The organism is Levilactobacillus zymae (genome assembly GCF_032190635.1).
GTDB lineage: Bacteria > Bacillota > Bacilli > Lactobacillales > Lactobacillaceae > Levilactobacillus > Levilactobacillus zymae_A.
On the sequence record NZ_JAVLAS010000001.1, the window covers coordinates 508048 to 519970 of the forward strand.

The window sequence follows — 11923 nt, forward strand, 5'->3', positions numbered from 1 at the left end:
AGGGTTTAGTCTAGTGCATGTGAATCGCGAATTGGGGCCGGCGATTAGCAATCTTTGCGGTGTGAACGGATTGACCGGCTTCCTCGATTAGCCGACCGTGGCCCACGGCCATTGCCACGTGGTAGGTGTACTTCTGACCGCTAATTTGCCAGAAGAGGAGATCGCCGGGCTTAGCCTTCGACACGGCGACGTGTTTCCCTAACTTTTGCTGGACACCGGTCATCCCACCAATGTCGCGGTGTTCGACGTCCAGGTAGACCTGGTTGACGAAGCTGGCGCAGTCGAGACCGCCAAACGCGTCACGTCCCGCGTACCGGTAGGGAACCCCCCGATATCGCTTGGCGTCCTTGATGAGCCGCGTGGTGCGCTTGCCCTTAGTGGGAACAGCGCCCTTAAAGGACCGGTTAACCCGACTGGTAATGGGGTGACCGTTAAACGTTATCTGACCAGTTTTGAGGTGGGCGCGTACCGCTAACTGAGGCGTTTTGAAGTTAAGCTGGTGGGTTTTGGCGTAACTGATTGTGACCCGATGTTTGCCCGCCGTGAGGGTTACGTGCTGGCCCGGCTTTAGCTCGTGGTAGTGAACCAAGTAGTTACCGTAGACGGTCCGTTGGGTATACGCGTAGACGTGGCCGTTGGTCATGGTTCGCACGTTGACCCAGCTTTTGGCGTAGTGGGTGAAATGTGTTGTTTGTTTGGTTGAATAGAATAGCAGGCTGACGTTACGAAGGGTGCCCTTCTTGGTTTGCGTCGCGTAGACGGATTGATGCTGTCCCACGGGACGTTCGAACGAACGGGTAGCGTCTAACTTTTCGTGTTTAGCATAGTACGCCTCGCGGGCAAACAATGAATTGTAACTGGCGTGGGCGGTGGTGGCGAGACTGAGGCCACAACTTAACGCGACCGCACTACTTAACAGAAACTTGGTTAAAGCAGACAAGAAATCACTCCTCAGGGTTATTAAATGCATGAATGCTGACGGTTAAGTGGACCGGCGAGAACGGCAGCTTTTCCGCCAGCGTTCGCGTTACTGACGACTATTATTCGTGAGTGAGAACAGCTTGGTGGTGTAGTGAAGATCGGCCTGACCGTCTGGCAGGTGGGTCACACTTACCTGATAGGTGTGGTTGACCGTGACTTGGTGTGGCGTGTAGTCGATGGACGTGCCAAAACCACCATAACCGGAACGGTTGGCGTGAACGTGGGTCACTGATACGGTCTTCTTGGCCGTTTGGTCGTACACAGTTACCCGTGGGGTGCCACTCATTGTGCTACCTGGTAGGGAAACGGACCAGACCCCATCGGCTGCGGCTTCGTAAGGAAAGAGGCCGGCTTTGGGGAAAATCAGTTTACGGGGCGTCGTGGTGGTGGCACCAGTACCAAAGACCTTTAGATCGTTATAGGCCTTGGCTTGGCCGATACCGACCTGTTGGATGCCACCGAGCAACCATTCACGGTGACCGGGGACCGCGTTACCATCATCGTTGATGTAGGCGGTAATGACGTCGAACGGGTGGTTCCCACCACCGTATAAATTGCTGGAATTAGTTGCTGCCGCGCCCCGTTGCCAGTCTGCTGCGGTAATAAAACTAGGTTTACTAAAGGCGACTAGGCCGTGAGACAGACCTTGGTCAACGGCGGCTAGCGTGGCCGCGCCATACTGGGCGTCCGCGTTCCAGGTCGGATTACTGCTAACTGCCGGCAACCCGTACAGTCCCCGGTAAAAGTTGATCCAGTTCACGTCGGCTTGAATGTAGGCCGCGCTGAGTTTACCGGCATTAAAGTGCCCCGTTAGCTGCGGCATCGTGGTGTACATCTTTTTGGTGGAGTTGCCGATCTTTTTGGCTTGGGTGCGGTACGCTTTAATCTGCGCTAAGTCGGCTTTGCTAAAGGCTTTCTGTTCGGCTTTTTTGAGTTTATAAGGCGCATCGCTGTCACCAAAGTTCCAATCCAACGTGGCGACTTTTTGAACGTTATGCCGGTTGATATAACCAAGACTCTTTCCGGTTAAGGTCGCAAGGTGTTGGTAAACGGCCTTTTTCCCGTTAGGTAAGCGTACGGTAATGGTTTCGTTAGAATAAACGAGCTTCTTCTTGTACTTCTGTTGAACCCTTTTAGCTCGCTTGGTCAAGCGGTAATTCTGATACAGCGTTCCTTTTTTGATCCGGTACTTGCTGACACTGGCGGCGGTATCAACGACTTTAAGGGTAGCTGCTCGCCGTTTGGCACTAGCGGTACTTAGGTTCACCGGGCTACCGATCGTGAGGGCAACCAGGCTCACTCCGATAGCGGTTTTGAGTTTCGACATATGTAAGCTCCTTAAATGAATAATTTTAATCAAGGCACATGATTATTTTTAAAACCAATATCATTATAGGACTAATAAATAACAACGACAATGAACGCTATGGGGAATAATGCACCGCAAAACGCTAACGCTGACCACCAGTGAGACGTTGATCGTGACCGGTTGACCAGAGCTACGGGTCTCTGGTAATCTGTAAAAAAGATAACAAAAATAAGGATGGTCGCCGATGAGCGAGCATCCTTATTTTTGAATGATTGTGACTTACTTGGGAATTCTATGACATGATCTTTGCGCCCAGCGCGTTCTTAAAGTGCCGGAGCGCCCAGTCGTGGCCGGCCTGGTCAAAGCTGGCCACACCGGCGCGGTGGATCACCAATTGATAACCTAGGTTATACGCGTCCACGGCGGTATGCAGGACACAGATGTCGGTGCAAACGCCGACCAGATGTAACGTGGTGATGTGGCGTTCGCGCAACCGTAAGTCGAGGTCGGTACCGGCAAAACTACTGTAGCGGGTCTTGTCGAACTGCCACACATTGGTCGCCGCTTGGTGCTGGTCGAACCAGTCCTTTAAGGGACCGTATAACTCCCGGCCCCAGGTCCCGCGCACGTTATGCGGCGGGAAGAGCTTGCTTTCGGGGTGGTAGGGGTCGTGGGGCGTGTGCACGTCGGTCGGTAGTAAGACCCAATCCCCGCGCGCCGCCATGGTATCGGCTAGTTGGACGATGGTTGGCGCCAGGACTTGCCCCGGTTGACCACAGGTGAGGGCGCCCTTATCCGCCACGAAATCGTTGGTGTAATCGATAATCAGTAAGGCTTGATCAGTTGCCATTGGCAAAAACCTCCTTCTCAGTTGGGTTTAGTATGCGGGGCGGAGGCCACAGCTGTCAACGGTTCGGTCCATCAATTTATTTATAGTGCAAACTGGTCGCCCTCCGGCGCTCAGGGGCTGGAACGCCTGCGGGCACGACTCCAAGCCTCGCAAGGCCCACGAGTCTTGAAGTTCGACCTTATCCTAAGCCGGCAAAGAACGTCGACTAAGGATAAGGTCGCAGTGTTTGGGCTGAGCCCCTGCTCGCCTATGGGCTGTACATTGTAATTTGAGATGTTGATTGTAGTTGGATAGCCAATATAGTTTGATGGTATATTTTTCGATTAACAAAATTGAACAGAAAAATTAATTAGAGTTACGTGTATCAATTAATTTATGAACGCTGATTGACAAGGACCTATTTGACACGCTATACTATGGCTAAATTGATATTATACGTCATATAGCATAGGGGGCAACGGGATTATGGCGATACAAGTACCCACGGAGCTCTTAGATGGTTGCGTGTTGGGCGTGTTGACGCGACAAGATTTCTACGGCTACGCGCTGACCCAGGAGGTTCGCCAACGGTTACCGATTTCGGAATCAACTTTATATCCGGTCTTACGCCGGTTGAAAAAGAACGGCTGGTTAACGACCTACGACGAACCCTTTCAGGGCCGGAACCGCCGGTATTACCGCTTAACGCGCACGGGTCAGGCGCAACTGACCGTGATTCGCGCGGAGTGGGGCGACTTTAGTCAGGCCGTCACGACTTTGTTAGAGGGGGATCAACAAGATGACTGAATACATTCAGGCGCTCCAAAAGCTGCTCTTACAGCTGACGACCGCCGAGCAGCAGGACGTGGTGGAGTACTACCGCGAATACTTACAGGAAGCAGACATTACCACCTACGAGGCGGCCGTGGCCGAGTTGGGCACGCCGCAAACGGTGGCCCGCAAAGTCTTAGCCGACTACTCGATTAAGATGACGGAACAACCCGCTAGCCGACAATCGGCACTGGCCGGGACCAAGGCCAACGTTAAGATGATCTGGTTGGTTGTCTTAGCGCTGTTGTCCACGCCCGTGACCATTCCATTGATTCTGGTGGTGGGCGCGTTAGTCGTGGCCGCCGGTAGCGTGGTGTTCGCCGGAGTTGTGACCGTTTTGGCCCTGCTGGTCGCGGGATTTGTAGGCGGCATCGTAGGCGTTATCGTGGGCTTGATGGCGCTGTTGACGGCACCGTGGACCGGACTATTTTACCTGGGTCTCGGGCTGATCGCGCTGGGGGTCAGTTGGCTGGCCACGGTCGTGGTGGTCCGGCTCATCCAATGGTTGATTCAGGTGATCGCGGAAGTCGCCAAGTGGGCTTATCGGCGCTGGGTCACGGACAGCAAAGTTAAACGGGGGGGTCAAGCATGAAACGCTGGAATATGATCAGTTTAGTGGCCATTGTAGTTGGGCTAATTTTAGTGATTTTAGGCGTCGGCCATCGCGGGGCCAAGGCCCTGACTTGGAACAATGGGGGGTTTCAGGTCGACGAACGTCGGCAGACCGTGGTACATCCGGGTGACTTCGACAAGGTCGTGGTTAACACCAAGTTACCGGTCACCATCAAACCGGGAAACGTGAACCAAATCACGATTCAGCAACACAGTGTCAATCAGCAGAAACATCCGGTCACGGCCAAGGTGGCTGATCATACTCTGACCGTGGCGGGTGGGGACAACCGCCAGAATATTTTCCGGATCCACGGCTTTTCCATGGGGTGGTCCGACGACGCTTACGATACCAGCGGCAAGATCACCATCGTGGTGCCGAAAGCCACGACGGTCAAGACGGTGACGCTGCAACGCAACTGGATCGTGCGGTTAGAGGACCTGACGGTAAAAACGGTCACGGGGTCCCATGGTGGGAGTTTCCAAGCTAAAAATGTGACGTTTACCCGACCGTTAGACTTGAGTCGCGGGGACGCCGATATCTTCCTAACCAACGTCACGACGCCGAAGGTCACGGCCAAGACCGGGGATGGCGACATCGTGGTCAAGCGGAGCCACTTCAAACAAACTAGTAACGTCTTTCACACGGCCGACGGGGACGTCAGCGTGAAGAACACGCAGTTAGGTGGTGCGGACATGGCTAGTAATGACGGGGACCTGCACATCGGGCACAATCAGGTGACCCGCCATGTTAAGGCTCACACCGACGACGGCGACGTGTACGGTATCGTCAGCGAGACGGCGGGAGTGTCCGTGCAAACCAACGACGGCGATATCCAATTAATGGGCCGGAGCCGCAAGAGTGGCACGCACCTGCGCCCCAACGCCAAGGTCCAGTACGCCTTTAGCACCGACGACGGCGACATCACCGTGCGTTAACCCGGCAAGGACTTGACGGTGATGGTAGAATAAAGGGACTTATTGTGTAGTGTTAGTTGGGATGAGATTGATTGCTTTCCAGTATTCAGGGGATGAGTGACTAGATCACCTATGGATACAGTCATAAATTAGCATGACAATTTGTTTTTGCTAAATTGGAAGAGCCTATCTGAGTTACTTCTACAACCAATGTAAGCTGAAGGGCCAGTCAGAAATGGGCTCAGGAGGGAAATGAACCTGTCTTAGCTGGCGTTTTGGGCCAGCTCGAATCTCAGACACAGGTCGGTCTTCAAGACCCGGGTTGTGGGCTTGAAGCCGTACCCACTCACAACCCGTTTCCGCCCGTTTCTGATTGGCCCGGAAGCGCTGAATCCTCTAGACTACACAACCCTTGTGCCGCAGTAGCCAGCACCGTGGCACGGACTATCTTATAATTGAACAAGGAGATTTTTATCGTGTCTGATGTAACCAACTACTGGCAAACCATTGCCGCACACGCTAAAGCGGAGAACCGGCCGTTCTTTTCGTTGGCGCCCATGGAGGCCGTTACCAACGCTATTTTTCGGCGGGTCGTCGCTAAAGCGGCTGCCCCCGATGTCTTTTTTACCGAATTTACCAACGCCATCAGTGTGACCCATCCCAAGGCTAAATTCACGGTCCAGGGACGGCTTTACGTGGCCCCGGAAGAGGCGCACATGCCGGTGGTCCAACTCTGGGGCAATCAGCCGGAAGCTTTTGAGGCGGCCGCGGCCGACGTGAAGACCCGGGGCTATGAGGCCATCGACCTGAACATGGGGTGCCCGGATTCCACGGTCATCAAAAACCACGGGGGCAGCGACCTGATTCGCAACCCCGAAGACGCGGCGGCCGTGATTGCGGCGACCAAGACGGCCGGACTACCGGTTAGTGTCAAGACGCGATTGGGCTACAGTCGGCTGGACGAATGGCCGGACTGGCTACGGTTCTTGTTGGAACAGGATATTCCGTTGTTGACGGTGCACCTGCGGACCAAGAAGGAAATGAGCCGGGTTGGGGCCCACTACGAACTGATCGACGACATCGTGAAACTCCGCGATGAAGTGGCCCCGCATACGTTGTTACAGCTTAACGGCGACATCGACAACTACCAGGACGGGTGCGCCTTAGCAGCCGCCCATCCCGGCGTCGATGGCATCATGATTGGCCGCGGGATTTTTACCACCCCGTTTGCCTTTGAACATACGCCCCAGGAGCATAGCGTTAAGGAACTGCTGAGCTTGTTGAACTACCAATTGGACCTCTACGACGACTTTGCCGAGCGGTTTGAAACCCAGCGGTTCGCTTCGCTCAAGCGTTTCTTTAAGATCTACGTGCGCAACCAACCGCACGCGGCAGAATTGCGGAATGCGATGATGGAAACCCACAATACCGACGAAGTGCGCCAGTTGTTGGCGGATTCGCCCTTAACTAAATAGCATGACGGAACGTCGATCATTGCGATCGGCGTTTTTGGGTGGTTAGCATGTGTATTTTTTGTAACAAGCAAAATTAACAACTCGCCGGGACAAAAGTGTTAAATTAGATTGGCGGGAATGTTTGTGGTCACGCCTGCACGGTTACTGAATACTGAACGAACCGTGATAAACCGGGATTATCGTCATGGAAGCGGTTTTTATCAATAAGCTGTAAAATATAGGATTGATAAATTATTTGAGTTCAGGTATGATAGCTAAGTATTTTTTTCTGACCCAGAATCGAAATTCGCCGGTCGCCCCGCAGTTACTGGGTGGACCGCACTTTATGTTGAGGAGAACGGAGCTTTATGACGCCTACGATTCAGATTATCTTTGCCAGTCTCTCTGGCCGGAACCAAGCCATTGCGATGCACCTGCAAGCACACTTGGCGGCGTACGCCCAGACCGTGGTTACGGAGATTTCTCAGGCCGACGCCTTTTCCGTGCCCCAAGCGGATGCGGTTATCTTGGTCAGTTACACTTACCACGATGGCGAGTTGCCGGACGAAGCGCTCGATTTTTACGACGACTTAGCCGCGGTCGACCTGCAAGGGACCCACTTTGCGGTTTGCGGCTCGAGTTCGACCCAACACGCGCACTATGGTCGGGCCGTAGACCGGCTGGCTCAGCGTTTGACCGCGCAACATGGCGTGGCCGTAGCCCCGGTCTTAAAGATTGACGGGGACCCCAACGAGGCTGACCGTCAGCGATTAGACGCACTCGCCACGCAAGTATTAACCACTCTAGACTTAGGAAATTAAAGATGAGGTGAAGTCAGCATGTATTTACGGAAAGCAAAAGCAGACGAATTGGACTTAGTATGTGACATTATCGAAGACGGCAAGCAACAATTAGCCGATGCCGGGATTGATCAATGGCAAGATAATTATCCGAACCGCGACACCATTCAAGCGGATATCGACTTCGGACGCGCAACGATTTTTAACAGTGACGACCACGAAACCTTAGGGGTGGCCGCGGTGGTCCAAGCCCCCGATGATTCTTACGACACCCTCATTGGGGACTGGTTGAAGGATACGGATAAGTACGTCACGGTTCACCGGGTGGCCATCTTCTCGCACCATCAAGGGAAGGGGTACGCCTCAAAGCTGTTCCGGGAACTCTTTACGTACATTGCCGAACATCACCCAGAAGCCGAAAGTATCCGGATTGACACGCACCGGGACAACACGAAGATGCAACATCTGATCGAAAAGTTTGGGTTCCAGAAGGTTGGTCGGATCGTGGGAGTTTACCAACCGACTGACGAATGCTACGTTTACGAAAAGTTGCTTAAAAACAACCAAGAAGGTTCCGGTACGGTACCAACGCCGCACGTGGCTTAGGGAGCTAGGGTCAATGGTTGGTTCCCAGGGAACTGACATTGGGCCAGAATTAACCAAATTCTCAAAATAAAGCTCACTTTTTTTAACCCATTTAAATTTTTTAATGAGCACGAGTCGTCACCGCCAAATCGCGGGAGACGGCCCGTTTTTGGGTCGGTGGGGTTTGAACCCCACCGACCTTTGCGGCATAATATAGATTATGTCACGGGTGATTAACCCTTGCGTTTAGGCGCATAACCGGGTAACCTATGACATAATCTTATTGTTTTATCATAATTGGTGCGCGGCGGATTTCAACGGTCACTAAACGAGAGGGACCGCTAGCCTGGCAGCAGATTGGTCCAACCGCCAATTGGATGAGGCAAAAAGACGTTACGCGTGGTGCGGGGGTGGTCGGATGACGACACTCGTGCTCGCTGGGCGGTGGGGGCCTTGAGCCCCGACCCATCGGCGGCGTGTCGCGCCAGTTTTACCGAATTGACGAACGAGCGTCACGCTTCCCATTGACAATTGAATAGCTGACAAGCGTCAGTAGAAAGAAGGAATTAGATTGCAGAGAAGACTAAGCTCTCGCCAAATGCAGATGATTGCATTGGGCGGAACCATTGGCGTCGGATTATTTATGGGGTCTGGTTCCACAATCAAGTGGACGGGACCTTCCGTTCTCATCGCGTACATTATTTCTGGCGTATTTTTGTACTTAATCATGCGAGCTCTAGGGGAAATGTTGTACGTTCGCCCGACAACCGGGTCGTTTGCGACGTTTGCCTCTGAATACATGCATCCCGTTTTTGGATACTTAACCGCTTGGAGCAACGTGTTTCAGTTCATCGTCGTTGGGATGAGTGAAATGATCGCGTTGGGCGGCTACTTCCGCTTCTGGTGGCCGAACCTGCCAGACTGGATTCCCGGGTTGGTGGCCATCACCTTCCTGTGTATCGCCAACCTGATTTCCGTTAAGATGTTCGGGGAACTGGAATTCTGGTTCGCCCTGATTAAAGTGGTGACCATCGTGTTGATGATCATCGCCGGGTTGGGCGTGATCCTCTTCGGGTTTGGTAATGGTGGCCAAGCGGTCGGCATTACCAATCTTTGGCAGCATGGCGGCTTCTTCACCGGGGGTGCTAAGGGCTTCATCTATGCGTTAGCCATCGTGCTGGCTTCTTATCAGGGAATTGAATTGATTGGGGTGACGGCCGGGGAAGCAGAAAACCCGCAACACACCTTGGTCGCTGCCATCCAATCCACGGTAGCGCGGATCTTGATCTTCTACGTGGGGGCGATCTTCGTGATCGTCAGCATCTACCCGTGGAACCAATTGAATCAGATCGGTTCACCGTTCGTGCAGACCTTCGCCAAAATTGGGATTACCGCCGCGGCATCCATCATTAACTTCGTGGTGATCACTGCCGCCTTGTCCGGATCGAACTCCGGGATCTACAGCGCCAGCCGAATGACTTTCACGTTAGCCGAAAATCATCAATTACCACGTAAAATGACCAAGCTGAACCGCCACGGGGTGCCGTTTTACTCCGTGATCGCCATTTCTCTGGGGATTGCGATTGGGATTGTCCTGAACGTGGTCTTGCCAATGTTCTTTAAGGACGCCAGCCAGATCTTCGTGATGGTTTATAGTTCTAGTGTCCTACCGGGGATGGTCCCGTGGGTCGTGATTCTAGTCAGTCAAATTGAATTCCGCAAGCAAAATCAGCAGCACATGGCGGAGCATCCGTTTAAGATGCCGCTATCGCCGTGGTCAAATTACATCACGTTGGCGTTTCTAGCCGTAACGTTATTCTTTATGTTCATGAATCCCGAAACGCGGATTTCCATCATCGTGGGCGTCATCTTCTTGGCTGTGATGACCATCATCTATTTCAAGAAGTATCAGCCGCGTGCCGTGAGAAGTGAGGAGGACTAAGTTGTGAGTCGTCCAGGAAAATTTGCGAAGTCTAGTCGCGTTAAGCAACTCCGACAGTTCAAACGACGGAAGCAACAGCAGGCGGGAGACGTGATTGCCTGGGAACGGGTGACCGACTTCCTGTTGGGCCGTTATCAATTGACCCAGGGGCGCAAGTTACCGGCGACCGTGGCGGCGACCGTTCAGCGGTTCTTCAGCGAGTGGCTCGCCACCGCTCAGGCCGCCGGACCCCAGCAATTGCAGTGGTCGGTCAGTGACTTGACCACCGCGACGCTGGCCCGCATTGGTAACCAGGTGCCGTGGCAGTTCTACGCGGTTCTCGCCGGTCAGTTCGGGGCGTGGCAACGGTTCATTCGTCGTGAAGGCCCCGCGGTCCCCATTAACCCGCGGCGCCAGATCGTCGATCTCCTGGAGCCAGCCGCCGTTCAACGGGTGATCGCGCAACAGTTAGCGGTCAACTTATTGACCGTGACCGCGACACCCATTACGGCAACTCAGCAAGAACAATTGGTTCATAGCCTGTTAGAAAACGACCGGTTGAATTGGGCGGCTGTCGGGGCGTTATTTACCCCGTTAGGCTTCCAAAATACCGCCGCTAAATCCAGTGACACTTATCAGTGGCTCAACGATTTACGAACGTTAACCGTGAGCGACTTTCATCACTAAACACCTCGATACGAAAGGTCAGCTAATCGCTGGTCTTTTTTTGTTGGGCCGACTACTATCTAAAGTGAATCACCGGTTCAGAAGAAACTTTTGGAACAAGTTAGTTTTAAGTTATGATTTGGAATACTTTACGACAGATTAAGCATTTACGTTCAAACGCGCAAATCACGAGGTCTGAACTTCAGAGTTTATATAGGAGTTGAGATTATGAAGCGCACATTACGTGTTTCTTTGTTTAGTGGCATCGCCGCTTTACTGTTAGGCTTAGGGGCTGCGGTACCTGCTTCTGCCGCAACTGCCGGGACTACCAGTGCCACGACGAATGCTGCCACTGACTTTACCCCCACTAACGAACCTTTGAATCTTGATTCAGCACCAAACTTTACCTTCGCGGCAACCACGGTTCCTGATACCAAGACCAATGGGAGTTACAATCCTAGCACGGTTGATAATCCAGTCGAGGTTTCTAACCCTGGCTTGGCTAGTGGCTGGAACGTTAAGGTCGCCAACACCGAGTTCAAGAATTCGGATACAACCGCAACGGCTGGTGATGGGACCGTCTTGGGCGGTGCCGTTTTGAACCTGAATGCGCCACTTGCCGCTGCTGCTAACGACGGTAACCCTTCTGAGGGGCCAACGACCAGTTCAGTTAAGCTTTCGGGTGATGGGACCGATCAATTGGTTCTGTCGACCGCAGCTAATGGCGGTTTAGGGGTCTGGGATTCGACCTATACGCCTGGTGACGTCACACTCAACGTACCAGCTGGGCAAGAACCAGGCAGCTACACTTCCACGTTGACTTGGACGTTGGGTGACACGGTTCAATAAAATCGCGTTCTGACATCGAGGTTATGAGATGAACCGGCGATGCAAAAGGCCGGTACCATGGACGCATGGTACCGGCCTTTTGGGACCAAGAAATCATTATTCCCATTAATGATGAACTGATGTGACGAAGCCCTCTTTGAGGGTCTGGGCACGATTTGTCGGGGGTCGCTG

General features: G+C 53.1%; 12 protein-coding genes. 9 read left to right on the forward strand and 3 right to left on the reverse strand.

Annotated elements, in window-relative coordinates:
- Positions 1-10 precede the first annotated feature (10 nt).
- The 3 genes from RI501_RS02280 to RI501_RS02290 all read right to left on the reverse strand — a co-directional run bounded on the left by RI501_RS02280 (position 11) and on the right by RI501_RS02290 (position 3140).
- Complete coding sequence (locus RI501_RS02280; protein WP_313820164.1) at positions 11-940, reverse strand: C40 family peptidase; 930 nt, start codon at positions 938-940, stop codon at positions 11-13.
- 87 nt (positions 941-1027) lie between these two features.
- Positions 1028-2308 carry a CAP domain-containing protein gene (locus tag RI501_RS02285; RefSeq protein ID WP_313820165.1) on the reverse strand — a complete coding sequence of 427 codons (1281 nt, stop codon included), beginning with the start codon at positions 2306-2308 and terminating at the stop codon, positions 1028-1030.
- A 274-nt stretch (positions 2309-2582) separates the two neighbouring features.
- Entirely contained in the window at positions 2583-3140 is a 558-nt protein-coding gene (locus RI501_RS02290; RefSeq protein WP_313820166.1) for a cysteine hydrolase family protein, read from the reverse strand.
- A gap of 465 nt (positions 3141-3605) precedes the next feature.
- On the opposite strand from RI501_RS02290, the gene RI501_RS02295 reads away from it, so the two are divergent.
- From RI501_RS02295 to RI501_RS02335, 9 genes are all read left to right on the forward strand, one after another.
- Positions 3606-3926 (forward strand): PadR family transcriptional regulator, encoded by a 321-nt coding sequence (locus RI501_RS02295; protein WP_313820167.1) that lies wholly within the window; start codon positions 3606-3608, stop codon positions 3924-3926.
- The gene (locus RI501_RS02300; RefSeq protein WP_313820168.1) at positions 3919-4542 is read left to right on the forward strand and encodes a DUF1700 domain-containing protein; all 624 of its coding nucleotides are present in this window, start codon (positions 3919-3921) and stop codon (positions 4540-4542) included. The genes RI501_RS02295 and RI501_RS02300 overlap by 8 nt, the downstream gene beginning before the upstream one ends.
- On the forward strand, positions 4539-5498 hold the full coding sequence (locus RI501_RS02305) for a DUF4097 family beta strand repeat-containing protein (protein WP_313820169.1): 960 nt from the start codon (positions 4539-4541) through the stop codon (positions 5496-5498). The genes RI501_RS02300 and RI501_RS02305 overlap by 4 nt, the downstream gene beginning before the upstream one ends.
- 455 nt (positions 5499-5953) lie before the next feature.
- Entirely contained in the window at positions 5954-6952 is a 999-nt protein-coding gene (locus RI501_RS02310) for a tRNA dihydrouridine synthase (protein WP_313820170.1), read from the forward strand.
- Between the two features lie 347 nt (positions 6953-7299).
- Positions 7300-7752 (forward strand): flavodoxin domain-containing protein, encoded by a 453-nt coding sequence (locus tag RI501_RS02315; RefSeq protein WP_313820171.1) that lies wholly within the window; start codon positions 7300-7302, stop codon positions 7750-7752.
- A gap of 18 nt (positions 7753-7770) precedes the next feature.
- The gene (locus RI501_RS02320) at positions 7771-8337 is read left to right on the forward strand and encodes a GNAT family N-acetyltransferase (protein ID WP_313820172.1); all 567 of its coding nucleotides are present in this window, start codon (positions 7771-7773) and stop codon (positions 8335-8337) included.
- Between the two features lie 550 nt (positions 8338-8887).
- Positions 8888-10258, forward strand: coding sequence for an amino acid permease (locus RI501_RS02325; RefSeq protein ID WP_313820173.1), 1371 nt, complete (start codon positions 8888-8890; stop codon positions 10256-10258).
- Positions 10259-10261: 3 nt separating this feature from the next.
- Positions 10262-10924 (forward strand): hypothetical protein, encoded by a 663-nt coding sequence (locus RI501_RS02330; protein ID WP_313820174.1) that lies wholly within the window; start codon positions 10262-10264, stop codon positions 10922-10924.
- Positions 10925-11131: 207 nt separating this feature from the next.
- Positions 11132-11752 (forward strand): WxL domain-containing protein, encoded by a 621-nt coding sequence (locus RI501_RS02335; protein ID WP_313820175.1) that lies wholly within the window; start codon positions 11132-11134, stop codon positions 11750-11752.
- Positions 11753-11923: the final 171 nt, after the last annotated feature.

Excerpts from the sequence above, each read along its gene's own strand:
- RI501_RS02315 (WP_313820171.1), top strand. The coding sequence starts at position 7,300 with ATGACGCCTACGATTCAGATTATCTTTGCCAGTCTCTCTGGCCGGAAC.
- RI501_RS02290 (WP_313820166.1), bottom strand. The coding sequence starts at position 3,140 with ATGGCAACTGATCAAGCCTTACTGATTATCGATTACACCAACGATTTC.
- RI501_RS02295 (WP_313820167.1), top strand. The coding sequence starts at position 3,606 with ATGGCGATACAAGTACCCACGGAGCTCTTAGATGGTTGCGTGTTGGGC.
- RI501_RS02320 (WP_313820172.1), top strand. The coding sequence starts at position 7,771 with ATGTATTTACGGAAAGCAAAAGCAGACGAATTGGACTTAGTATGTGAC.
- RI501_RS02300 (WP_313820168.1), top strand. The coding sequence starts at position 3,919 with ATGACTGAATACATTCAGGCGCTCCAAAAGCTGCTCTTACAGCTGACG.
- RI501_RS02335 (WP_313820175.1), top strand. The coding sequence starts at position 11,132 with ATGAAGCGCACATTACGTGTTTCTTTGTTTAGTGGCATCGCCGCTTTA.
- RI501_RS02285 (WP_313820165.1), bottom strand. The coding sequence starts at position 2,308 with ATGTCGAAACTCAAAACCGCTATCGGAGTGAGCCTGGTTGCCCTCACG.
- RI501_RS02305 (WP_313820169.1), top strand. The coding sequence starts at position 4,539 with ATGAAACGCTGGAATATGATCAGTTTAGTGGCCATTGTAGTTGGGCTA.